Below are 23,805 nucleotides of genomic sequence, written 5' to 3'. Positions count from 1 at the left end.
GCGATTCGATCACCGCGTGATCGGCTGCCGATCGCGGCGCGGCCATTATCAGGCGGCGCCGGGAAACCTAAGATCCCTCCAGGGGTCCGGACGATGGCCGGACCCGCCAGTCACGCGCCACGGCGCATACGCAGCGAGGGAACATCACGATGGACATTTCCACCCGAGGCGCGCGGATCCACGTCCGCGTACGGGAACCAGGGCAGGGGCAGGAACGGGACGAGCCGGCGCTCGTGTTCCTGCATTATTGGGGCGGCTCGTCGCGCACGTGGTGCGGGGTGGCCGCCGAGCTGTCGGACCGGTATCGCACCGTGGCCCCCGATCATCGCGGCTGGGGTGATTCGTCCGCGCCGGCGCGCGGCTACGCGATCGCCGACCTGGCCGACGACGCGGCCGACGTGATCGAGGCGCTCGGCCTGCGCGAGTTCGTCCTCGTCGGCCATTCGATGGGCGGCAAGGTCGCGCAACTGCTGGCCTCGCGCCGGCCGCGCGGATTGCGCGGCCTGGTGCTGGTGGCGCCGTCGCCGCCCGTGGCGACGCACCTGCCCGACGCGGAGCGGGCCGCGCTGCTGGCCGCCTACGACACGCGCGAATCGGTGGCGTGGGTGCTCGACCACGTCCTCACCGCCACCCGCCTCGCGCCCGCGCTGCGCGAGCAGGTGATCGCCGACAGCCTGCGCGGCGCGGCGCCGGCCCGCGAGGCCTGGCCGAACGCCGCGATGCGCGAGGACCTGGCGGCCGAGGTCGCGGCGATCGACGTGCCGGTGTGCGTGATCGCCGGCGAACACGATCGCGTCGATCCGGTGGACACGCTGCGCCGGGCGCTGCTGCCGTGGATTCCCGGTGCGCGCCTGCAGGTGCTGCCGGGCGTCGGCCATCTGTCGCCGCTCGAAGCGCCGCGCGAGGTCGCGGCGGCGATCGGCCGGTTCGTCGAGGCGCTCGCGCCGTCCGGCGACTCCGGCGACTCCGGCGATCCTGGCGATCCCGGCGATCCGACCGCGTGCCGGACCCCGGAGCAGGTCCCCGTCGCCTTCGACGCCGCCTTCAATGACGGTGACCTCGACCGCCTGCTCGATCTGTTCCGCGACGACGCGCTCATGCGCATGGCCGACGGCCGGACCGTCGCGCACGGGCGCGACGCGATCCGCGAGCAGTTCGCCGCGCTGCTGGGGGCCGGCGCCTCACAGATCCTCAACCGCGCGCGGCCCGCGCTGGTGAGCGGCGACGTCGCGCTGGTCCTGCTCGACTGGACGATGCGCACGACGCAGCCCGACGGGCGATGCGCGGACCACCACGGCACGGCCACGCAGGTCATGCGGCGCGGCAGCGACGGCGCATGGAAGCTGAGCATCTCGAACCCGCTCGGCGTGGCCGGATGAGCGGCCCCGTCCACGCCGCGCTCAGCGCCGGCGCTTGGCCGCGGCGCGCGCCGGGGGCGCCGGCATGGTGCGATCCCACGGCGGCGCCCCGCCCTCGCCGAACGCGCCGGCCAGATGGTCGAGCAGGTGGCGCACTCGCGCCGGCATCTGCCGCGCGCTCGGGAACACGGCCTGGATCGTGAGTTCGGCGGCCTGAAAGCCCGGCAGCAGTTCGACGAGTTCGCCGCGCGCGATCGGTTCGCCGAACACGAAGCTCGGCCCGTAGGCCACGCCGGCACCGGCGCGGGCCGCGGCGAGCAGCATCTGCGTGTTGTTGGCCGCCAGCCGGCATGGTCCGTCGATCACGTGCGTGCGCTGTGCCGCGTCGGTCAGCGTCCAGTCGCCCACCGACACCGCCTCGCTGAACGTCAGGCGCGGCGCCTGCCGCAGATCGTCGGGGCTGCGCGGCGTGCCGTGGCGCTCGAGGAACGCCGGTGCCGCGCAGATCACCATCCGGCACGGCGCGAGCCGGCGCGCGACGAGCCCCGAGTCGGGCAGCCGCCCGATCCGGATCGCGAGGTCCACGCCGGCTTCGAGCAGATCGACGTAGCGGTCGCTCAGCGACACCTCGAGATTGACGTGCGGATGCGCCTCCAGGTAGCGCGCCAGCACCTCGCCGAGATGCAGCGCGCCGAACGTGACGGGCGCCGCGAGGCGAATCAGGCCGCGCGCCGTGCCGTGCGCGTCGCTGGCCTCGCGGTTGGCCTGCTCCCACGCCTCGAGGATGCGCCGGCACCGCTCGTAGTACACGCGGCCGGTATCGGTCAGGCTCAGGCGCCGCGTGGTGCGCTGGAGCAGCCGCGCGTTCAGCTCGCGCTCGATCGCGCTGACGTACTTGCCCGCCATCGCGGCCGACAATCCGAAGCGCCGCGCCGCGGCGGCCAGGCTGCCTTCGTCCACGGCGGCCACGAAGATGCCGATGCAGGTCAGGCGGTCCATGCCGGCTCCGATCCGTTCGGCGGGTTCCCGCGCAGGATTCCGGCACCGTAACGGCGGCGGCGCGGCGGCCGGCTCGCGCTCATGCGCGCGCCGCCACGGACGCCGCGTCCGCCCAGGCGATGAAGTGCGGATTGGCGAAATCGCTGTCGCCGCGCTGGTTCGTCTTGCCGTAGCCGAGCCGGGCGCCGTCCACGCGCACCACCGTCCCGCCCGCCGCGTCCAGCACCGCGTGGCCGGCCGCCGTGTCCCATTCCATGGTCCGGCCGAAGCGCGGGTAGACGTCCGCGCGGCCTTCCGCGAGCAGGCAGAACTTCAGCGACGAGCCCGCGCTCGCATGGTCGGTCACGCCGTGATCGGCGAGGAACGCCTCGGTTTCGGGGCTGCCGTGGGAACGGCTGACCACGGCCGTCAGGCTCGCCCCGCGCGCGCGCGCGTGGATCGACTCGCGCGTCTCGATGGTCAGGTCCGCGCCGAGCACGAGCTTCTCGGCGCGGCCGTCGACGGCCACGTAGGCGCAGCGCAGCGCCGGCGCATGCACGATGCCGGCCACCGGCACGCCCTGCTCGATCAGCGCGATATTGACGGTGAAGTCGTCGCGCCGGCCAATGAACTCCTTCGTCCCGTCCAGCGGATCGACCAGGAAGAACCGGCCGCCGCCGACGTCGGGCACGCGCCCCGCCGCCGCCGCTTCCTCGGCCACCACCGGGATGCCGGGAAACGCGGCGGCCAGCCCGCGCAGGATGATCGCCTCGGCGCGCTCGTCGGCCTCGGTCACGGGCGAATGATCTTCCTTGTAGGCCACGTTGGGGCCGGCGCGGTACACGTCGAGGATCGCCGCGCCGGCGTCGAAGGCAATGCGTTCAAGCGAGTCGCGAAAGGCAGTCATGGTCGGTTCGTACGCTCGGCGAGGCGTGCGGCGATGGGCGCGGGCGGGCCGGATCACGTCACGGTCGAGCGTGTCCGGCCGCGGTCGCGGCGCATCGGGTGCCTCGCGGGTGGGAGTGGAGGTCGCGCGGCGCGGCGGACTGGCGCCCGCGCCGCCGGCAACCATTGTGCCCGTTGCCGCCGTCGATTTCTTATCTTTATGGACGACGGCAGCGCGGGCCGGCGCGGTGATCGGACGGTACCACCGTCGCATGGCTCGGCCGGACACGGGTCGCGCAAAGCGGCGCCCACGAGCCGGGGCGAGCCAGTGCCACGAGAAGCGGTGAGCCGCCACGGGCTGCGCCATGGAGGAAATCCTCAGGGCGGCCCATTTCATCTTTCATGGGAGATCGCTATGCGCGAGCACCCGGCGTTTTCAGGCCTTCTGCAGCATCCGTCGATTCGCTTCGATGCGCACCCCGACATCGCGGGCAGTTCCCGGCCGGACCGGGTAGTTCGACACGGCCCGGCGCCACGCCTGCGAATCGGCCATTTGAAGGATTTCGTCGACAAGTTGCCCGGCCCGCGCCGGCGCGATCCCTCCCTCTGCGGCGGCACGAACGACGTGGTCCCGCCCGGGATTGCGGCCTTCCCCGGCGACGTCCATGAAGTGCTCGCCCTGGTAGCCCTGACAGTACGTCAGATCGTAGGGCGGCGCCAACTTCCACTGCCCCTGGGCGTCCATCATGAAGGACAGGTTCTTTGCGTGGTCGTCCCGGTTGTTCATGAGGATGTTGAAGACGCAAATACGGACCGCGTTCTCGACTTCGCGGACGTCACGGGAAAGTTGCCGCGCTACCCGAAAGAACAGTCCGTATCCGACCGAGGGAACCCTGAAGTCTGCGTGAAGCAATCCCGCCAGGGTATGGACGTGTAGAGGCTGGTTGGCGGTCAGGTCGAACCGCTTCGTTGCGAATGCACTGAGGCCGCCGAGATCGAAGAACTGGAACGGCATGAAGCCAAGTCCCGCGACCCGAGCCATCTCGGCGTAAGCCGCCTCCAGCGCGCAGCTGTCCTCAGCGTCGTCTTCGGCCGGGAACTTCACCAGCCAGGGCTCCGCGCCGGCCAGTGCAGCCTCGCCCGTCGTCATCTGCCGGTCGGATTCCCGATACCACACCATCGCTTTCGGACGTGCGCCACCTGGGGACGCGCCGGCCCGGGCGATTTCCGGCAGGAGAATGTGGCTCTCGTCGGTGATCAGCGCGCGGTAATCGTCAATCAGTTCAACCAGCGAAGCCCCCTGGATGTCCGCGGGATCCCCGGAGGCCGGCTCGAACGTCAATGCCCCCATCGTGCGTTCGCCGAGAAAGGCCAGCCGCTCGAGGGTGCTGGTCGTGGCGAAATCGACGTGGTGGGCCCGCATCCGGCTCGCCATGACACGATAGCCCCACGCATCAGGCAGCGCGTCGTGAAGCAGCCCCGGTACGCGCTGCATCGACTCGTACTGATACTGCCGGTCGGGGTAGGCCTGGGGCCGCAATCGAAGATTTATCGGGGAAAGCTCCAGACGGCGGGCCAGTGCCTGCGGCGTATATTCGAACAGCACGTTGCGGCCGTCGTCGGCCAGGATCGCGAGGTCGAACGGCTCGCTTCCCCCCCGATAGATCACGCGGAGCTCTTTCACGGATTCGTTCTCTTCCGATAGGCGCGCTTGCGCGTGCTGGCCGTAGCGCGTTCACGCATTTCAGCGACAGACTGCACGGGTGCCGCCAGAACCGGCTGAAGATCCTCGATCGCACCGAGTGCCTCGAGTATCTTCACGAACGTATCCAGGGTGCATTTCCCCGTTGCCTCGAAGCGAAGGACGGTGCGATGCGACACGCCGATCCGGGCAGCCAGTTCGGAGGCTGGCAAGTTCATGCCCACTCGCCTGTCATGCACCCGCTGCCCTAATTCCCGGCATATTTCATCGGGAAGTGCCAATGAGAAAGTGGACATATTTGTTCAATAACCAGCCAGAATGCAGGTTATGTGTACAAATATTATCACAAATGGTGAAGCCCATCGCCGCTTAAATACCGGCTCCATCTCCCCCGTCTCCGCGAAACCCGCCGTATCGAGCAGCTTACGATACGGCCCGCGAACCCGTCCTGGGGCAGCCGTTCGAAACAGGCGCGCTCCGGGCGTCGACGATCACTGCCGCTTCCGGTTGATGGATACCATGGCGTCGCGCCACGAGTGCGCGGCGCGATAGAGGAATGCCGGCCGGCATCGCGCCGCGTCGATCGGTGTGTGCGGGTCAGAGCGTGTATTCGTAGACCGATGAAGCCTCGCAGGTCGGCCCGTTCCCGTCCGGATGCAGATCACACGGCGCGACGATATAGACGATCATCGCCTTGCCGTTGCGATTCACCACCGACTGGGCCTGGAAGGTGCCCCCGGTCCGGCCGGAGGCGATCACCGCCCCCCGCTGCCACCCGCCCTGGAAGTTGAAGCGGGCATAGGACAGCAAGTTGATGATGACCCCGGGTGCTTTCAAATCCATCGTGCTGAAGGCGACGACGGCCTCGCCCGCCGCGTTCATCTCGATGCCGTCGAGGTCAATCAGAAACCCGGCCGGGCCATTCACGCCAAGCGATGCCAACAGATCGGCCGGCTCGCTCCAGCCACCACCCGCCAGCGACTGGCTCCACCAATAGCTCCATGCCTGGCCATTCGTGACGGCCCAGATCACGAGGGCATTCCCCGCGTCGTCCATCAACAGTTTCGGGGGATAGACGGCGATCGCGCTCGAACCGAGCGCGTCGGTGCGGGTGTGCCAGCCACCGTCCTCGCTGATCCGGGTCGCCATCAGCTGGCAGCGCCCCATGCCGTCCCCTTTGCCCCAAATGACCGCCGCATTCCGCGTGTCCGATGCCTTCGCCTCGACCCCGCAGCGACCACTGCTCACGGTGCCGACATTGGGGATATCGAGGCCGCGCGCTTCGCTCGTGTACAGGACGCTCGGACTCACCTCCGCGCCGGCCACGCCCAGCGGGAAATAGTTGCTGGAAGTTCCCGAGGAATAGTCGCTCTCCCGCCAGAAGAAGTAGCCCCGGTTTTTAAAATCGTGCGAATCCTGACGCGGCATCACGAACACGGCATCCTGCACTTGGGTAAAGGCATAGGGGTCGGGCTTGCCTTGTTTGTTGATCCGGAACGTCGTGATCCCGGTGGCTTGCGCTCCGCCCGGCCGCAGGCGATACAACTCGGCTGGCACGGCGGTGCTGGTCAGGCCGCCTTTGAGGTCGTAGCCTTCCACGGCAAGCAGCGCGGTGCCATCGTCGGCGACGGTGAGATCCGATCTGCTGATATACCCGCCTACCGGATCCCGCCTCAACTGCACCGCGTCGGACCACCCGATCGAAGGCGTATAAAAAAATGCGACGTTGTGGTAGTCGTTGACGCCGTCATCGCCTCTCGCGGCCAGCAGAACACGTTGGCCGGCGGCATTGGTACGCTGCAAGTAGCCAAGCTCCATGCGGGTGGGTACCGGCAGCGACGTGGCCGCGGACCATTGCCCGTCGGCGCCGGTTACCGACGTCATGATCTGCATGGTCTGGGTGTTTTGCCACGATGCGAGCGCCACGCCGTGTTCGTCGAGACTGGCCTGCAGCCTCTGCGCACCGACATAATCGACACCCGGGCCGGCCTGCGTTCCCTGCCAGACCAGCCGGGTACCCGGCATCTGGGTGAAGGTCGAACCCGACTGCGTCGGTCCGCTTCCCGCATGGCTGCCCGCATCGGCGCCGCTCACCACCGTGCTGCCCGAATCCCCACCGCCCCCGCAGCCCGCGAACATCGCCACGCAGGCCAGGGTCATCGTCATCCGCTTGTTCATATCGTGTCGTTTTATTAATCAGGATGACTGAATCAATCGATTCCTCGTGTCATCCACCGCCGTGTGTCCGGCCGGCCTGGTGCATTCATGCATTCATGCATGCCCGACGCACCGCCGACACATTTCCCCGGTGTCGGCCGTCACGGCATGCGATTTCGGTCGTGAATCGCGGCGGCTTGGCCCGCGCACGCGCCGCGCCATTTTAGATGGCGACCGAATATTACACAATGTTTCCGTAAGAAGGGAGACAGGCGCACGCAATCCAGCCGAGGCCCGACGCACCGGTCGGCAAAAACCGGCGGCACCCACGGGACGCGTGATTTGAAAAGCGGGGGAAGGGACTCGCGCGCGGGGCGCCCGGCAAGCGCCGCCTCCAGCGTCGGAAACCTCGCGCGCGCATTGCGTGCGGGCACACCGCGCAAGCCGGCATGGCGCCGGCCGCCGTCACAGCCGGAAATCGGCCACGAGCGCCCGCAGCGCGCCCGCGTGCTCGGCCAGCTCGCTGCCGGCCGCCGCGTTCTGCTCGACCAGCGCCGCGTTCTGCTGCGTGACCTCGTCCATCTGCGAGACGGCCACGCCGACCTGCTCGATGCCCTGGCTCTGCTCGCGCGAGGCGGCCGCGATCTCGCCGATCAGCGTATCGACCTGCGAGGTCGCGGCGACGATCGCCTGCATCGAGACGTGGCTCTGCTCGACGAGTTCCGCGCCGGCGGCGATGCGCGCGTCCGACTGCGAGATCAGGCCGGCGATTTCCTTGGCGGCGGTCGCCGAGCGTTGCGCGAGCGTGCGCACCTCGCTCGCCACCACCGCGAAGCCGCGCCCCTGCTCGCCGGCCCGTGCCGCTTCCACGGCCGCGTTCAGCGCCAGGATGTTGGTCTGGAACGCGATCGACTCGATGGTGCCGATGATGTCCATCATCGCCGTGGAATTGGCGCGGATCTCGCGCATCGTACCGGCCGCGCGCACGGCCGACTGCTCGCCGCGCACGCTGGCTTCGGTGGCGTTGCCGGCCAGCGTGCGCGCCTGGGTGGCGTGGGCGGCGTTGCCATGCACGGTCTCGACCAGCTCCTGCATCGCGGCGGCGGTCTGCGCCAGCGACGAAGCCTGTTCCTCGGTGCGTTGCGACAGGTCGAGGTTGGCGTTGGCGATCTCCTGGGTGGTCAGCGACAGCGCGTCCGCGCCGCTGCGGATGCGCTGCAGCGTCGAGCGCAGCTGCCCCTGCATCGCGCCGAGGCCGGCCAGCAGCGCGCCCATCTCGTCGTCGCGACGGACCTCGATGGTGGCGGTCAGGTCGCCGCGCGAAATCGAGGCGAACTGCGCCATGGCCGAGCGCAACGGCTCCACGATCGCGCGCCGCAGCGAGCGCCAGCCCGCGATCGTGACGATCAGCGCCAGCACCAGCACCGCCGCGCTGACGATCCGGAACGCGCGGAACAGCGCGTTCGAGCGGCGGCTCGACTGCAGCGCATGCTCGTCGAGATAGTCGGCGATCGCGGCCTGGCTCGCGTTCATCGCCGAATACAGCCCGATCAATTGCTTCGCGCGCGCCGCGTCCATCCAGCCGGTGTTGCCGGTGCGGATCGCCTCCATCAGCTGGTCGATGCCCTGCTTGAACACGGCCTCGCGCTTGACGGCGAGATCCTCGCTCAAGGTTTCGAGCCGCGGCGTCTTGGGCAGCGCGCGGAACTCGGCCCACCAGCGGTCCGATTCCTGGAACAGCCGCCTGGAGCGTTCGAGCTGGGCGCCCAGCTCGGGCGACCGCGGGTTCGCGATCGCCCAGTCCAGCCCGAAGCGGGCTCGCGACATGGCCGCGTCGGACTTGCGCAGCGCGTTCACGGACAGGAAATGCAGGCGGTACGCCTCGTCCTGCGCGCGGTCGCCGAGCGTCATGCCCGCCAGCCCGATCGCGGCCACCAGCACCACCATCACCCCGAGGATCGCGACCGTGATGGCAAGCCGCGCGTTGATCGTCAAGCTTTTCATGTCCGGTTGCCTGTCGTAGCGTGTCGTTTGTGGCGTCGTTGGTCATGTCGCTCCGCCCGGGCACGCGCGCGAGCGCGGCCGGCGCGCCCTGTTCACGGGGCGCGTGCCGAGGCAACGAAGCGTTGGGAGGATTACTTGCGTTCGGTCATGAACGCGCCTTCGGGCGCGTCGGCGCTCTTCTGGCGCCGCGTATGGCCGTCGAGGCCGCCGTCCACGGCCCACTCGGCGAACACGGTCGGACCGGGCTCGAAATCGCGCGGCTGCCAGTCGGGCGTCAGCTGGTCCTCGTCCGCGTAGTACTCGATCAGGCCGCCGGCCGGATTCTTGAAGTACCAGAAATAGGCCGACGACACCGGGTGCCGCCCCGGCCCGAGCTGGGTGGTCCATCCGCAGCGGCTGATGTGCAGGCCGCCGCCGAACACCTCGTGGATGTCGCGCACGGCGAACGCCACGTGGTTCAGGCCTTTCCTGCCGTTCGGCAGGGCCAGCAGGAAGATGTCGTGATGGCCGCCATGCGGCGCGCAGCGCATGAACGCGCCGCGTTCGGGGTAGCGGTCCGACAGCTCGAAGCCGAGCCGTTCCTCGTAGAAGCGTTGCTGCTCGGCGAGGCAGTTGGTGAAGAACACCACGTGCCCGACCTCGATCGGCTCGGCATGGTCGTACACCGGGCTCGGCGTATCGACACGCAGCGGCGCCTGCCCCCACACGTTGGACGGCGAGCCCTGCACGTCGATCGCGCGCTTGCGCGTCACTTCCACGCGAATTGCCATGCCGGCCGGATCGATGCAGCCGACGGCCGCGTCGGTCGCGTAATAGCCCGGCGCGCCGGCCAGGCGCTCGCGGTAGACCGCCAGGTCGGCCGCGTCCGCCACGCCCCAGGTCACCTCGCGCAGCGTCGGGCCGGCCTCGAAGGCCGGCGGCAGCGACGGGTCGTCGGCGCGTACCGCCAGCACGGTGCAGCCGTTCAGCGTTTCGAAGCGCGCCCGGCCCGCCTCGTGCGCGACCTCGCGCATGCCCCAGTCGGAGAAGAACCGGCGGCAGGTATCCAGATCGTCCACGCCGTAGGTGATCTGTTCGATGCCCAGAATCGTCATGTTGCTCGCCTCCTCAGTTCGCCCACGCCAGCGGCGCGTCGTTCAAGCCCCAGTACAGGCTCTTCTGCTGCATGTACTCGCGGATCCCGAGCCGCCCCTTCTCGCGGCCCATGCCGCTGTCCTTCCAGCCCGAGAACGGCGTGGCGATCGAGAACAGCTTGTAGGTGTTGATCCACACCGTGCCCGCCTCGAGCGCGCGCGCCACGCGCCACGCGCGCTTGTAGTCGCGGGTCCAGATGCCGGCCGCGAGGCCGAACACGCTGTCGTTGGCCTCGGCGAGCAGCGCCGCCTCGTCGTCGAACGGCATCGCCACCAGCACCGGCCCGAAGATCTCTTCCTGGCAGATCCGCGCGCCGTTGGTCAGGCCTTCGAGGATCGTAGGCTGGTAAAAATAGCCGTGCTCGCGCCCCTCGCCCACCGGCCGCTCGCCGCCGCACAGCAGCCGGCCGCCTTCCTCGAGCCCGAGCGCCACGTAGCGCTCCACCGACTCGCGGTGCCGGTCCGTGATGAGCGGCCCCATCTGCGTGGCCGGCTGCGCCGGATCGCCGACGCGCAGCCGGCGCGCCTTCTCCACCAGCCGCCGCATGAATTCATCATAGACCGGGCGCTCGACGAACAGCCGCGAGCCGGCGATGCAGGCCTCGCCCGACGAGCTGAAGATGCCGTACAGCACGCCGTTCACGGCATGGTCGAGATCGGCGTCGGCGAACACCATGGTCGGCGACTTGCCGCCCAGTTCGAGCGACACCGGCATCAGCTTCTCGGCCGCGATGCGGGCGATGCCGCGGCCCACCTCGGTACCGCCCGTAAACGACACCTTCTTCACGAGCGGATGGCGCACCAGCACGTCGCCGATCACCGAACCCTTGCCCGGCAGCACGCTCAGCACGCCGGGCGGCACGCCCGCTTCCTCGCAGATGCGCGCCAGCGCGAGCGAGGCGAGCGGCGTGACCTCGGCCGGCTTGAGCACCACCGCGTTGCCGCCCGCCAGCGCCGGCGCGAGCTTCTGCGCGTCGGAGGCGATCGGCGAATTCCACGGCGTGATCGCGGCGATCACGCCGATCGGCTCATGCACGCTCATCGTCAGGTAGTCGCCGCGCGAGGGCGTCAGCTCCTCGTCGAGCGTCTCGAGGCAGGCCGCGTAGTAACGGAACGTGTTCGCGGCGCTGGCCACCAGCACGCGCGTCTCGCCGATCGGCTTGCCGTTGTCGCGCCGCTGCAGCTGGGCGAGCGCCTCGTGGCGCGCCATGATCAGCTCGGCGATCCGGTACAGCACGAGCGCGCGCTGATGCGGCTTGAGCCCGGCCCAGTCGGCGCGGCGCCAGGCCAGATCGGCCGCTTCCACGGCCTCGCGCGCGTCGTCGGCGTCGGCGGTGGTGATTTCGGCGTTGACCGAGCCGTCGGCCGGATAGCGGCTCGCGAACACGGCGCCGCGGCCGCGCTTCCAGCGCCCGCCGACGAAGATCTCGTCGGACGGCACGAGCGAAGCGATGATGTCCTTGTCTGACATGTCGTCCTTCCCTGATCAGATCACGCAATGCGCGGCGCGGTTGCGCAGCGCGCGAATCGCGCTGAACGCGGTCAGCGCGGAAGTCTTCGGGTTGTCGGGCAGCGGCTTGCCGCTCATTTCCAGCGACATCTCGCCGAACGCGCCGGCCGCCACGATGCGATGCACGTTGCGCGTGACCTGCGGGTCGGCGATCAGGCGCACGTGCGTCTGGTCGAGCCCGAGGCCCGCCAGCGCGACGGTGGCCGCCACGTTCGCGTTCTTCGGGTAGAGCCGCGCGGCGTCGCGCGCGCTGCCCTCGAAGATCACGCGCGCCTCGGCGAGCGTGTGCAGGTCGCAGACCGCCTCGGCCGGCGTGCCGAGCCAGCCGACCGGCGGCTTGCGCCCGATGTACTGCACCTCGTCGAGGCCGCCTTCGCGGGCCGACGCGAGCGCGTCGATGCCGCCGATCGCTCCCGACAGCAGCGACACGGTGGCGTTGCCGGCGGTGGCCGCCGCCTCGAGCGCCTCGAGCAGCGACAGGTCGGACAGCGCGCCGATCGACGCCACCGCGCAGTCGGTGCCGGCCTCGAGCAGCGGCACGACGTGATCGACCAGCGCGCCGTGCCCCGCGCATTCGAGCGCGAAGCGCGGCCGGTTCGCGAGCGAGGCGACGGCACTGACGACGTCGACGTCGGGGCCGGCCAGCTCGCGCACCGCTTCCATCTGATGCCCGGGCACCACGATCTGCGCGACGCGCACGTGCGGATCGGCGGCCACCGCGCGATACACGGTCTGCCCGATCGCGCCGAAGCCGATCATCGCCACCTCGATGCGCCCGCCGGGCGCCGCAGCGTGATCACGCATGTTCGGGCTCCTGCTGCTTGACCGGCGGGCCGGCGAACGCGGTGGCGAACGAGCCGATCGACAGCATGTCCACCTCCACCATCACCGGGCCGCTGGCCGCCATGCCCTCGCGGATCACGGCCTCGGCCTGGTCGAGCGACGAGATGCGGTAGTGGGTCAGGCCGAAGCTCGCGCAGAACCGGGCGAACTCGGGCTGGTGCAGCTGCACGTAGCAGCGGCGGCCGCCGTACTGCGCGTCCTGGATGTTGCGGATCACGCCGTAGCACTGGTCGTTCATCAGCACGATCATCACGTTGGCGTTTTCCTGCACCGCCGTGACGAGTTCGCCGACGTTGACCATCAGGCCGCCGTCGCCCACCAGGCAGACCGTCTTCGCGGCGGCGTTGGCCAGCGCGGCGCCGATCGCCATCTGCACGCCCTGGCCGATCCCGCCGCCCAGCGCATGCACGCCCGCGCGCGGCTCGAAGATCTTCAGCATGCGGTTGCCCCAGGTGCTGTTCGAGATCGTCACGTCGCGCACCCAGTTGAAGTCGCGGCCCACGGCCTGCTGCAGCGCCTCGACCAGCTCGCGGTACGGGCCGAGGCCCTTGCCGGTCTCGCCCACCGCCACCTCGCGCGCCGCGGCCAGATCCTGCGCGAAGGCCGGATCGACGCGCAGGCGGCCCTCGAGCAGCGTGGCGAGCTGGTCGAGCGTGGCGGCGGCATCGCCATGCACGAACTGCGCGTTGGGGTAGCCGCGGTTGTCGGCCAGCGCGTCGGCGTCGATCCGGTACAGCGGCTGCGGCAGCGCCAGCCTGTACTTCAGCGTTTCGTTGCCGCGCAGGCGCGAGCCCACCACCAGCATCGCGTCGCAGGTCCGGTAGAAGGCCTCGACGGTCGGCTGCACGTTGAACGCGCCGAGCGTGGCCGGATGATCCTCCGGCAGCACGCCGCGGCCCTGCACGCTGGTGACCACGCCGAAGCCGAGCCGCACCAGCCGCTCGACCTGCGCGCGTGCGTGGCGCGCGCCGCCGCCGAGCCACAGCAGCGGACGCCTGGCCGAGGCGAGCGCGTCGGCCAGCTGCTCGACGCGCTGCGCGTCGTGGGTCGGCAGGCTCACGTGCGGCGCGCGCAGGTCGGCCGGCCACGCGACGCGGGCGGCCTGGATGTCGATCGGGATCTCGACGCTGACCGGGCCGCTCGGCGCGGTCTGCGCCACGCGCACGGCCTCGCGCACGGTGGCCAGCGCCGTCTCGACCGAGCGCACGCGGTAGGCGGCCTTCGAAATCGAGGCCAGCATGCTCAGCTGGTCCGGTGCTTCGTGGATATAGGCCAGATCCTGGTCGAGGTATTGCGTCTCGATCTGCCCGGTGACGTGCAGCAGCGCGGTACCGGCGGTGAGCGCCTCGACCATCGCGCCGGCCGCGTTGCCGGCCGCCGTGCCGGTGCTGGTGAACGCCACGCCGAGGCCGCCCGACACGCGCGCCAGGCCGTCGGCCATGTTCAGCGCGCCGGCTTCGCCGCGCGCGCCGACGTAGCGGATCCTGCCGCGCGTGTGGATCGCGTCGAGGATCGGCATGTTGTGAATCGAGATCACGCCGAACGCGGTCTGCACGCCGCATTGTTCGAGAAAAGCGGCGATCAGTTCGCCGACCGTCGTGGTATTAGACATGACGTGCTACGCCTCCAGAGACATCGATATGGCTTCCCGTCGTGTACGACGACAGCGGTGTGGCCAGATAAAAAAGCGCTTGCGCGGCTTCTTCGGGGCGGCCGAAGCGGCCGAGCGGAATCTTCTTTTGGCGAGCCAGCTCGCCGGTCCAGTCCCGCCAGCTCTGGCCGGGCTGCGCCTGCGCCTGGTAGCGGCGGCGCCACTGCCCCGACTCGACGATGCCGATCAGGATCGAGTTCACGCGCACGCGGCGCGGCGCGAGCTCCCCCGCCAGCGACTTGACGAGGTTCAGCACGCCGGCGCGCGCCGACGAGGTGGCCACCATGTGCGGCTCGGGCTGCAGCGCGAGCAGGGAATTGACGCAGACGATCGCGCCGCCGGCGCCGTCGCCCCCGGCAGCCGCCGCTTCCAGCATGGGCAGGAACGCGCGGGTCGGGCGGATGATGCTGAAGTACTTGAGGTCCAGCTCCTCGCGCCATGCCTCGTCGCTGGTGTCGGCGAAGGTCGACACGCGGCCCTGGCCGGCGTTGTTGACGAGCATGTCGACGCGGCCGAACGCGGTGCCGACCGCCTCGGCGAGGCGCGCGACGTCGGCGGCGTCGAGCACGTCGCAGCGCGCGGCCAGCAGCCGGGCCGCGGGGAACGCGTCGCGCAGCGCCTGCTCGGCGCTGGCCAGGCGGCCGGCGTCGCGCCCGCAGATGGCCACCGAGGCGCCCGCCTGCAGGAACAGGCGCGCGGCGGCGAGCCCGATGCCGGACGTGCCGCCCGTCACCACGGCCACCTGCCCTGAGAGATCGATCTGAATCATTTAGATTTCCAAAGCATTCATGAAGCGGGTTTCCGCCGGCGGCCGGTAGTTGAGCCGCAGCGAGAGTTGAAACGCGGTCGCCCGCACCTTGTCGATCAGGTCGGCGGCGGGCAGCGTGGTGTCGAAATGCGCGCGCGGCACCGTGGCCGTGACCACCGCCACGATCCGCCCCGCGTCGCCGAACACCGGCGCGCTGACCACCGAAATGCCGTGTTCGAACGACGATTCGCTGATCGCGTGGCCCTGCTCGGCGTCGGCGCGCACGCGCTCGAACAGCTCGTCGACGGTGCCGGGCGTATGCCGCGTGAAGCGTTCCAGCGTGACGCCCGCGTACAGCGCGCGCAGTTCGTCGAGCGTCAGGTCGCCCATCAGCACGTGGCCGTGGGTGGTGGCGTGGGCGGGCAGCCGCGTGCCGACGTTGACCTTCACCGCGCTGAACGCGCTCGCGTGGCTCTGCGCCTTGGCGACGAACACCACGTCGCGGCCGTCGCGGATCACGATGTGGGTGGACAGGCCGGTGCTGTCGCGCAGCGCCTCGATCAGCGGCAGGCCCAGGTCGGTCAGCTCCAGCGAACTGAGGAATTCGAAGCCGAGCCGCAACACCGCCACGCCGAGCCGGTAATTGCGCTCGCCGTTGGCGCGCTCGATGAAGCCGAGCGATTCGAGCGTCTGCAGCAGCCGGAACACCGTGGTGCGCGGAATGCCGAGCCGGCGCGACAGCTCCGGCGCGCCCAGGATCGGCTCGCGTGCCGAGAATTCGGTGAGGATGCGCAGCCCGCGATCGAGCCCGGGCACCAGATAGCTGACTTCGCCCGGCGCCGGGGCATCCGGCGCGGCGCGGTCGGTCGATGCCGGCGTCATGCGCTCGCCTCCGGGTCCGGCGTCTCGCAACGCCGCGCGAACGCGTCGATCAGCGCGTCGCAGGCCGCCGGCGCCTCGATGTAGCCGGCGTGGCCGGCGTTCGGGATCAGTTGCAGCGGCACGCCCGCCGCCCGCGCGAGGCGCGCGCAGGCTTCGGGCGGCGTGATGCCGTCGTGCTCGCCGACCGCCACCATCACCGGCCCGCGACGGCCCGCCAGATCGGCGGCCAGATCCGCGTTGGCCAGCAGGTGCGTGGCCTGCGCGTAGCCGGCCGGCACGACGCGCGCCATGTTCCAGCGCACCCATTGCCGGGCCGGCTCGCTCGCGGACGGCGACAGCATGTTGGCGCTGCGCCGCTCGGCGAGCCCCTGCGGGCCGAGTTCGGCCAGCATCGCGAGGCGCGCGTCGCGCTTCTGCGCGCGCACCGCCTCGCTCGCGGCGCCGTAGCCGGCCGCGGGCGACAGCAGCAGCAGGCCGGCGACGCGCGCGCCATGCGTGGCGGCGAAGCGGCCGGCGACGATCGCGCCGAGCGAATGCCCGACCAGCACGCAGCGCGCGACGCCGAGCGCGTCGAGCCAGTCCGCCAGCACGGCGGCGTAGTCGCCGGCCTGCGGGGAGGCCGGCGCGACCGGGCTCGATTCGCCGTAGCCCGGCGTATCCCAGGCGAGCACGCGGCGCGCGGCGCCGAGCGTGTCGAGCTGCTGCACCCACGACGCCGCGCCGGAGCCGATGCCGTGCAGCAGCACGATCGGCAGGCGGCCGGCATGCGGGCCGGCGGCAGGCGGCGCGCCGGCTTCTCGATAGCCGACGGCGCGCGCCGGCGCCACGTCGATCCGCCGCGCGGGGAACGCCGGGAGCCGGGCGCCGAGGTCCGGCGCGCCGTCGGTCGGGCCGGCGTGGCTGGGGTGGTCGTGCATGGGCGGCCTCTTACTTCGCGAGCTCGCGCTTGATCTTCGCGAGCGGCGAATCGGGCGGATAGGTCGGCGTGACCGGCTTCGGCGAACCGAGCATCACGCACATCAGCGCGTCTTCCTCGCCGACGTTGATTTCCGTGCGGTATACGCCGGGCGGCACCGAGATCAGGTCACGCTCGCCCAGCACCGATTCCCAGGTCTCGCCGTCGCGTTCGCAGATCACCTTCATCTTGCCGCGCAGCACGAAGAAGATTTCCTCGACGTCCATGTGAATATGGCTCGGCCCGACGTTGCCGGCCGGGATCACCATGGTCGAGAACGTGAAGCCGCCGGCGGGCACCGTGTTGACGTCCTTCGCGACACCGGTGCCGCCGGTGCCGACATAGCGCATCTGCGCGCGGCGGTACTTCGGGTCGTAGTCGGCCTGGAACTTCAGTGCGTCCCAGTCGTAGCGGCGCGTGGCGAAGCGCGCCACGCGCGCCTCCATCCATTGCTCGAAGCTCGCGTCGGCGGGCTGGTCCCACGATTTGCGTTCGATATCGGCATCGGCCATCTTCATTCTCCAGGTTGACTCGCTCGATGGCGAGAATCAGTTCATCACGAAGCCGCCGTTGACCGGCAGCACCTGCCCGGTCAGATAGCGCGCCGCGTCGGACAGCAGGAACAGCACCGGCCCGGTAACGTCCGCCGGCAGCTGGGCGCGCGCGATGGCGCGGCCCTGCCGGTAGTAGGCATGACGCTCGGCGGGCACGTATTCGGTGGCTTCCACCTCGGTCAGCCCCGGCGCCACCGCGTTCACGGTGATGCCGTCGGCGCCGAACTCGCGCGCCAGCGAACGCGTCATCGCAATCACCGCGCCCTTGCTCGCGACGTAGGCCAGCAGCTTCGGCGCACCCCACAGCGCGGTGTCGGACGCGAGGTTCACCACCGCGGCGCACGGCGACTGGCGCAGATGCGGCAGCGCCGCCACGCACATGCGCCAGGTGCCGCGCACGTTCACCTCCATCACGGCGTCCCAGGTGCCGGTGTCGAGCTGGTCGGCGGGGCGCCCGCCCGAATTCGTGATCGCGGCGTTGTTGACGAGCGCGTCGACGCCGCCCAGCCGCTCGGCGGCGCCGGCGACGAAGGCCTGGATACTCGCCTCGTCGCGCAGGTCGAGCGGCGCGAAATGCACGCGCTCACCGAGCCGCGCGGCCAGCGTGCTGCCCGCGTCATGCAGCACGTCGCCGAACACGACTCGCGCGCCTGCCGCCGCCAGTGCCTCGACGAACGCGGCGCCGAGCCCGCGGGCGCCGCCGGTCACGATCACACGCCGGCCGTCGAGCCTTCCATCCGTGTCGCGGTACGTGGGGAGATTCATCCTGCCTCCGACTGATTGTTCCATACAAGGAACACTGATTTATATGTGGTCATTATAAGGTTGGCCGGCACGGGTCAAAAAGAAAATTTCCCGGCTCAGGGAAAACACTGGCGCATCGGTACGTCATCGCGTTGGTGCCCTGTGCAAAGGGGCCGCGTAAAGGGGCCGCAGCGTTCCCGCAACATGCGCGGCCTGCGGGTAAGTCCGAACACCAAGCTTTTTTTGTCCACGCTTCCATCTCATTATAATTTCCATAGAAGATACGTCGTTCCTTATATGAAACAAACAACACACTGACGAGCGGCGAACTTCGCGACACGGCACACCGGCATTTCGCCGGCGGCGTGTCGGCCAAGCAGGCCCCACTGAAAAACCACACATTAGGAGTACGTATTGTGAAGCGCATCATTGCTGCCGGGGTGGCAGGTCTTGTGGTTAGCGCGACGGCGTCGGCGCAGAGCAGCGTGACGCTGTACGGCAGCCTCGATGCGGGCGTTGCCTATATCAGCAACGCCTCGGGCAGTTCGAAGTGGATGGAGGAGCAGGGCAACACGCAGCCCGACCGCTGGGGCCTGACCGGCACCGAGGACCTGGGCGGCGGCTGGCGCGCGGTGTTCAAGCTGGAGAACGGCTTTTCGACCAGCACCGGCAGCTTCGCGAAGGCGGGCACGCTGTTCAACCGGCAGTCGTTCGTCGGGCTGAGCCAGAACCGGATCGGCACGCTGACGCTGGGCCACCAGACGCCGTTCAACTTCGACGTGCTCGGGCCGTTCAGCACGGCCTACCTGGCGCAGAGCTGGTTCACGTTCCACCCGGGCAACATCGACGAACTGGCCGATACGGGCGTGGTGCCGTTCGACAACTCGGTCAAGTTCCGCTCGGTGGATTACTACGGCTTCACGGTCGGCGCGATGATGGGGCTCGGCAACACCAGCAACTTCGCCACCGGCCGCAACACCAGCTTCACGCTGACCTACGCGCACGGGCCGCTCAAGGCAGGCGCCGTGTACTCGAACGAGAGCAACCGCACGCCGTCGATCGTCACCACCGGCATCACCAGCTTCCAGGGCGTGGCGGCCGCGAACTACACGGCGGCCAAGGTCGAGAACATGGGCGCCGGGCTGTCCTACCAGCTCGGCAAGCTGCTGCTGCACGGCGTGTATACGCACGTGAAGCTGGAATCGGCGGGCTTCTCGGACATTTACCAGAGCTTCGACGTGGGCGCGAACTACCAGCTCACGCCGTTCAGCAACCTGGCGGGCGGCGCGTCCACCACCACGCTGTCGGGCCGCCGCTGGACGCAGATCGAGATCGGCGACACCTATTCGCTCTCCAAGAGCACGCAGGTGTACGTGAACCTGATGTACGAGCACGCCAACAGCAACGCCAACGCGGCGTTCTTCACGGCGGGCGTGTCGAGCGGGCGCAACCAGACCATCGTGCTGTCCGGCATCCACCACTCGTTCTGAGCCGGGCGACTCGGGACACGCGGGGCGCGGCGGCATTCAGGGCCGCCGCGCCCCGCGTTTCAGACGTGGGCGTAGGACTGCGTGGGATCGCCGACGCGCGGCCGGTAGTTCAGGCGCGCGGACAGGTCGAGCGCGGCCTGGCAGGTCCGCGCCACGAGCGGCGCGCGTTCGGCCTCGCCGATGTCGGAACGCGGCACCGTCACCGTCAGCGCGGCGACGATGCGGCCGGTGTGATCGCGCACCGGCGCGCTGATCGCGGAAATGCCGCGCTCGAACGACGCCTCGCTGAGCGCATAGCCCTGCACGGCGGTGGCGCGGATGCGCTGGTAGAGATCGTCGACGGTGGCCGGCGTGCGCTCGGTGAAACGCGACAGCTCGCGTTCGGGGTAGAGGCTGCGCAGGTCGGCCAGCGTCAGGTCGCCGAGCAGCACCTGGCCATGCACCGTGGCATGCGCGGGCAGCCGAGTGCCGACGTGGACCTTCACGGAACTGAACATCGGGTCGCGCGTCTGCGCCTTGGCCACGAACACCACGTCGCGCTGGTCGCGGATCAGCAGATGGGTGCTGAAGCCCGTGTCGTCGCGCAGCCAGTCGAGCACCGGCTGGCCGAAGTCGGTCAGTTCGAGCGAGTTCAGGTATTCGAAGCCGAGCCGCAGGATCGCGACGCCGAGCCGGAAACGACGGTCGCCCGGCGCGCGTTCCAGGAAACCGAGCGATTCGAGCGTCTGCAGCAGCCGGAACGTGGTGGTGCGCGGAATGCCGATGCGCTTGGACAATTCGGGCGCGCCCAGCACCGGCTCGCGCGACGAGAATTCGGCCAGGATCCGCAGCCCGCGTTCGAGGCCCGGCACCGAATAGGACGAGCCGCCCGCCGCGCCGGCCTCGTCACCGGACTCCGCCGCGGCGTCGCCGCCGGCAACCGGCGCATGCGGTGCAACCGACGCATCCGGCGCGGACGCGAGCGCCTCGTCGGTGTCGGGCGCCTGTCCGGCGCGGGGCCGTTTTGCATTGCCAGTGGTGGTTGCTCGCGCCATGATCGGCAAGATTGTTGTGGAAAAGAACACCGATGATAGCGCGAAGGCATGGGCCGGTCGCGATTCTGGTCCTGATCCTTCTCTTGATCGCGGGCCGGTCAGGCATCCGGCCGACGGCGCGAGCGGACCGCCGGCCGGGACCGCGTCACAGGTCGAGCACGAGCTTCTCGCCCTTGCAGCCCGACACGCAGATCATCATGACCTGGTTGGTGGCGCGCTCGGACGCGCTGAGCACCGAATCGCGATGATCGGGACAGCCCGACAGCACGCGCGTCTCGCACGAGCCGCAGATGCCTTCCATGCAGCTGTGGTCCACCTGCACGCCGGCCGCCAGCAGCGTATCGAGCAGCGACTGCCCGGCCGCCACCTCGAGCTGCCGCTTGCTGCGCGCGAGTTCGACCTGATAGCCGTGGCTCGCCGCCGGCTCGGCCTGCGGCGCCGCCGCGAAGCGCTCGACGTGCCGGTTCGCGATGCCGACCGCTTCGCAGGCCTGGTCGAACGCGTCGAGCATCGGCGCGGGGCCGCAGCAGTAGACGTGCGCGTCGGCGGGCACCTCGGCCAGGTAGGCCTTCAGGTCGGCCGGCCGGCCGTCGTGCTCGGCGTCGAAATGCAGGTCGAGCGCGCCGCCGAAGCCGCGCAGCTCATCGAGGAAGGCCGCGTGCTCGACGCTGCGCGCGCAATACAGCATGCGCACCGGGCGCCCGAGCTCGACCAGGCGGCGGTACATGCAGAGGATCGGCGTGACGCCGATGCCGCCCGCGATCAGCACGCTGTGCGCGGCGTTCTCGTCGAGCGCGAACAGGTTGCGCGGCGCCGACAGGCCCACGCTCATCCCCACGCGGAAATTCTCGTGGATGAAGCGCGAGCCGCCGCGCCCCTTCGGATCGATCTGCACGCCCACCACATAGCGCCCGGTCTCGCCGCCCGGATTGAGCAGCGAGTAGCTGCGCAGCAGCCCGCTCGACAGATGCAGGTCGACGTGCGCGCCCGGCTCGAAGCTCGGGAAGCGCTCGCCGCGCGGCGGCACCAGTTCGATGCTCATGATGCCCGGCGCCTCGTGGCGCAGCGTGCGCACGAGCGCCGTGTAGGCTGGTTGATTGCTCATCTTCGCGTCTCTTTACTTGATCGCCGCCCCGACGAGGTCGAGCCGCGCGCTGGCCTCGATCTCGACGCACGGCTCCGGGAACACCAGGCCCGACACCTGCACCAGCGTCGAGCACGGGTACGGCGCGCCCTGCCCGACCCGTTCCGCGAAGAACTCGCGGCGCGCCCGGCCGACCTCCGCCTTGTCGGCGATGTCGGTCACGTACACCACCAGCCTGGTGATGCAGCCAACGTCGCCGCCGGCCGCCTCCACCAGCGCGCGGATCTTCTCCAGCACCACGCGCGTCTGCTCGTAGGCGGACAGGCCGCCCGCCGCCTCGCGCGTGGCCGGATGCGCGGTCATGCCCGACATCACGAGCTCGTCGCCCACCCGCAGCGCATTGCTCCAGGTCGCGCCCGGCGCCTCCGGCACCGCCTCGCAATGCACCTGGACCGGCGCGAGCCGGGCCGGCTGGCGCGTGCTCATCGCGCCGCCCCGTTCTCGAGCTGCGCCTTGGCGAGATTGCGCAGATGGCGGCGCAGCCGCACCAGCCCCATGTCGTGCTGATAGAGGTGCTCGTTCCGGTTCGCGTCCGGTTCCATGTGTTCGAGGATCTCGCGATCCTGTTCGAGCACGGCCCAGTGGCGCGCCTCCAGCCGGTTGCGGTAGAGGAAGCGCCAGGTGTCGCGCTGCCAGCCTTCCACCTTGCGGCAGCGCCAGTGGAACACGGCGGCCAGCTGCGGCGTGATCGGCGTGTAGCTGCCGATGATGATGAAGTTGCCGCCGGGGCCGCCCGTCTTCGGATAGGGAATCTCCAGGCGCATCCAGTGCAGGCCCGTGTCGGCCCACTCGGTCCAGTCGAAGTTCACGTCGCGCTGGCCGACCTTCTCGAACACGAAGCCGCGCTCCGTATCGCGAATCGTGAAGGTCGCGCTGATCTCGCCCTCGGCCATCGAGTGCGACTGCTTGTGCAGATACGCGCCGTGCATCGGGTCCATCACGTTGTCGAGCACGTAGCGGTAGTCGCCCTTCCACTCGGTGTAGCAGAGGAACGACGAGAACTCCGCGCCGGTCAGCTCTTCCGGCAGCACCAGCGGCGGCGGTTCGTCGACGTTGCCGGCCGAGTTGTAGAGGAACAGCACGCCCGCCGCCTCGCGCACATGGAACGAGCGCGCGCCGCGCGAGCCTTCGAGCTTGCAGCCCGGGCTGCCCGGCACCGAGGTCACCACGCCGTCGCAGCGCACGTGGACGCCGTGGTAGCCGCACTGGATGCGGTCGCCCAGCACCACGCCGCGCGACAGCGGCGCGCCGCGGTGCGGGCAGTGATCCTCGAGCGCGTAGGGCGTGCCGTCCACGTCGCGCCAGAACACCAGCTTGCGTCCGAGGCGGCGCAGCGACACCGGCTCCTGCTTCACGAACGACGCCGGGCAGATCGGGTACCAGAGATTGTCCAGGCCGCGCTGCAGCGTGCTTTCGATGTCGTCCTTGTGATCCGTATTCATGGGGTTCTCCGAAAGGTTACTGCGCCAGACGCGCCATCTCGGTACGGAAGTTGTCTTCCGTCCAGGCCTCGGCGTTCTGCGTGCGCGGCCCGAAATCGTTCAGGTAGGCCACCAGCGCCGGCAGCGCCGTGATGCCCTGCGCGAACGCGCGCTCGATCGCGTCGCCGAGCAGGTTCTCGTATTGCGTCGGGGGACGCTGCCGCGCCTGATGCGGCTCCAGATATCGGTCCATCATTTGCCTCCATTGCGAACCCGTTCGCGAATGCGCTCGCGAACCGGCAGAAAATCGTAGGTGGGATAGCACTCGGTGCGGAACACGCCCCATGCCGAACGCTCCAGCTCCAGGTTGACGAGCGGCAGGAGCGGCGGCGGCACTTCCAGCGTGACGATCTGGCCGAAGCCCATCGCCACCGTCCAGGACACGACACGCACGCCCTCCGGGGGAAAGCGTTCCCACCAGTCGGCTTCCTTGAGCCGGGTCTGGATCGCGTCGAGGTTGTTCGTTTGATCGTGCCGCAGGAACACGGTGATCAGCACCGCGTCCCGCACGTTCTCGGAAGTCACCGGGTTGGCTCCTTGTGGCATGGGAAA

General features: G+C 69.7%; 23 protein-coding genes. 2 read left to right on the top strand and 21 right to left on the bottom strand.

What is annotated here, in order from left to right; translation table 11 throughout:
* Positions 1–149: 149 nt before the first annotated feature.
* The gene (locus tag bpln_RS18500) at positions 150–1,379 is read left to right on the top strand and encodes an alpha/beta fold hydrolase (RefSeq protein ID WP_055139635.1); all 1,230 of its coding nucleotides are present in this window, start codon (positions 150–152) and stop codon (positions 1,377–1,379) included.
* A gap of 21 nt (positions 1,380–1,400) precedes the next feature.
* On the opposite strand, the gene bpln_RS18495 is transcribed toward bpln_RS18500, so the two are convergent.
* The 15 genes from bpln_RS18495 to bpln_RS18430 all read right to left on the bottom strand — a co-directional run bounded on the left by bpln_RS18495 (position 1,401) and on the right by bpln_RS18430 (position 18,125).
* Positions 1,401–2,357 (bottom strand): LysR family transcriptional regulator, encoded by a 957-nt coding sequence (locus bpln_RS18495; RefSeq protein ID WP_055139634.1) that lies wholly within the window; start codon positions 2,355–2,357, stop codon positions 1,401–1,403.
* Between the two features lie 79 nt (positions 2,358–2,436).
* Positions 2,437–3,243, bottom strand: a complete 807-nt coding sequence (cysQ, locus tag bpln_RS18490; RefSeq protein WP_042626911.1) for a 3'(2'),5'-bisphosphate nucleotidase CysQ — start codon at positions 3,241–3,243, stop codon at positions 2,437–2,439.
* A 414-nt stretch (positions 3,244–3,657) separates the two neighbouring features.
* Positions 3,658–4,905, bottom strand: coding sequence for a type II toxin-antitoxin system HipA family toxin (locus bpln_RS18485; RefSeq protein ID WP_042626910.1), 1,248 nt, complete (start codon positions 4,903–4,905; stop codon positions 3,658–3,660).
* Positions 4,902–5,219, bottom strand: a complete 318-nt coding sequence (locus tag bpln_RS35720) for a helix-turn-helix domain-containing protein (protein ID WP_042626909.1) — start codon at positions 5,217–5,219, stop codon at positions 4,902–4,904. The genes bpln_RS18485 and bpln_RS35720 overlap by 4 nt, the downstream gene beginning before the upstream one ends.
* Before the next feature lie 301 nt (positions 5,220–5,520).
* Positions 5,521–7,101, bottom strand: a complete 1,581-nt coding sequence (locus bpln_RS18480) for a hypothetical protein (protein ID WP_055139633.1) — start codon at positions 7,099–7,101, stop codon at positions 5,521–5,523.
* A gap of 444 nt (positions 7,102–7,545) precedes the next feature.
* Positions 7,546–9,084: a methyl-accepting chemotaxis protein gene (locus bpln_RS18475; RefSeq protein ID WP_055139632.1), complete on the bottom strand. Its 1,539-nt coding sequence runs from the start codon at positions 9,082–9,084 to the stop codon at positions 7,546–7,548.
* A 131-nt stretch (positions 9,085–9,215) separates the two neighbouring features.
* The gene (locus bpln_RS18470) at positions 9,216–10,178 is read right to left on the bottom strand and encodes a VOC family protein (RefSeq protein ID WP_042626905.1); all 963 of its coding nucleotides are present in this window, start codon (positions 10,176–10,178) and stop codon (positions 9,216–9,218) included.
* A 13-nt stretch (positions 10,179–10,191) separates the two neighbouring features.
* Positions 10,192–11,688 (bottom strand): aldehyde dehydrogenase, encoded by a 1,497-nt coding sequence (locus bpln_RS18465; protein ID WP_042626904.1) that lies wholly within the window; start codon positions 11,686–11,688, stop codon positions 10,192–10,194.
* 15 nt (positions 11,689–11,703) lie between these two features.
* On the bottom strand, positions 11,704–12,531 hold the full coding sequence (locus bpln_RS18460) for an aspartate dehydrogenase (RefSeq protein WP_055139631.1): 828 nt from the start codon (positions 12,529–12,531) through the stop codon (positions 11,704–11,706).
* Positions 12,524–14,182: a thiamine pyrophosphate-binding protein gene (locus tag bpln_RS18455; protein ID WP_055139630.1), complete on the bottom strand. Its 1,659-nt coding sequence runs from the start codon at positions 14,180–14,182 to the stop codon at positions 12,524–12,526. The genes bpln_RS18460 and bpln_RS18455 overlap by 8 nt, the downstream gene beginning before the upstream one ends.
* The gene (locus bpln_RS18450; RefSeq protein WP_055139629.1) at positions 14,175–14,990 is read right to left on the bottom strand and encodes an SDR family oxidoreductase; all 816 of its coding nucleotides are present in this window, start codon (positions 14,988–14,990) and stop codon (positions 14,175–14,177) included. Before bpln_RS18450 ends, bpln_RS18455 begins: the two co-directional genes overlap by 8 nt.
* Positions 14,991–15,851 (bottom strand): IclR family transcriptional regulator, encoded by an 861-nt coding sequence (locus tag bpln_RS18445; RefSeq protein WP_055139628.1) that lies wholly within the window; start codon positions 15,849–15,851, stop codon positions 14,991–14,993. It lies immediately after the preceding gene.
* Positions 15,848–16,768, bottom strand: coding sequence for an alpha/beta fold hydrolase (locus bpln_RS18440; protein ID WP_055139627.1), 921 nt, complete (start codon positions 16,766–16,768; stop codon positions 15,848–15,850). The genes bpln_RS18445 and bpln_RS18440 overlap by 4 nt, the downstream gene beginning before the upstream one ends.
* A gap of 10 nt (positions 16,769–16,778) precedes the next feature.
* Positions 16,779–17,318 carry a cupin domain-containing protein gene (locus tag bpln_RS18435; protein ID WP_042629202.1) on the bottom strand — a complete coding sequence of 180 codons (540 nt, stop codon included), beginning with the start codon at positions 17,316–17,318 and terminating at the stop codon, positions 16,779–16,781.
* A gap of 36 nt (positions 17,319–17,354) precedes the next feature.
* Positions 17,355–18,125, bottom strand: a complete 771-nt coding sequence (locus bpln_RS18430) for an SDR family oxidoreductase (RefSeq protein ID WP_042626898.1) — start codon at positions 18,123–18,125, stop codon at positions 17,355–17,357.
* A 395-nt stretch (positions 18,126–18,520) separates the two neighbouring features.
* Between bpln_RS18430 and bpln_RS18425 the strand changes: the two genes are divergently transcribed.
* Complete coding sequence (locus tag bpln_RS18425; RefSeq protein ID WP_055139626.1) at positions 18,521–19,594, top strand: porin; 1,074 nt, start codon at positions 18,521–18,523, stop codon at positions 19,592–19,594.
* 59 nt (positions 19,595–19,653) lie between these two features.
* Here the strand turns inward: bpln_RS18425 and bpln_RS18420 are convergent, their stop codons facing one another.
* The 6 genes from bpln_RS18420 to bpln_RS18395 form a co-directional block, all read right to left on the bottom strand.
* Complete coding sequence (locus tag bpln_RS18420; protein ID WP_055139625.1) at positions 19,654–20,628, bottom strand: IclR family transcriptional regulator; 975 nt, start codon at positions 20,626–20,628, stop codon at positions 19,654–19,656.
* A 145-nt stretch (positions 20,629–20,773) separates the two neighbouring features.
* The gene (locus bpln_RS18415; RefSeq protein ID WP_055139624.1) at positions 20,774–21,733 is read right to left on the bottom strand and encodes a PDR/VanB family oxidoreductase; all 960 of its coding nucleotides are present in this window, start codon (positions 21,731–21,733) and stop codon (positions 20,774–20,776) included.
* A gap of 12 nt (positions 21,734–21,745) precedes the next feature.
* Positions 21,746–22,198, bottom strand: a complete 453-nt coding sequence (locus bpln_RS18410; protein WP_055139623.1) for a RidA family protein — start codon at positions 22,196–22,198, stop codon at positions 21,746–21,748.
* Positions 22,195–23,214, bottom strand: a complete 1,020-nt coding sequence (locus tag bpln_RS18405) for an aromatic ring-hydroxylating oxygenase subunit alpha (RefSeq protein WP_042626894.1) — start codon at positions 23,212–23,214, stop codon at positions 22,195–22,197. Before bpln_RS18405 ends, bpln_RS18410 begins: the two co-directional genes overlap by 4 nt.
* Positions 23,215–23,230: 16 nt before the next feature.
* On the bottom strand, positions 23,231–23,446 hold the full coding sequence (locus tag bpln_RS18400; protein WP_198256110.1) for a recombinase-like helix-turn-helix domain-containing protein: 216 nt from the start codon (positions 23,444–23,446) through the stop codon (positions 23,231–23,233).
* Positions 23,446–23,799, bottom strand: coding sequence for a hypothetical protein (locus bpln_RS18395; RefSeq protein ID WP_042626892.1), 354 nt, complete (start codon positions 23,797–23,799; stop codon positions 23,446–23,448). Before bpln_RS18395 ends, bpln_RS18400 begins: the two co-directional genes overlap by 1 nt.
* Positions 23,800–23,805: the final 6 nt, after the last annotated feature.

Origin of the sequence: Burkholderia plantarii, from assembly GCF_001411805.1 — a bacterium.
GTDB lineage: Bacteria > Pseudomonadota > Gammaproteobacteria > Burkholderiales > Burkholderiaceae > Burkholderia > Burkholderia plantarii.
Note: the sequence above shows the minus strand (reverse complement) of the source record. Positions and strands in the feature narration are given on the sequence as shown.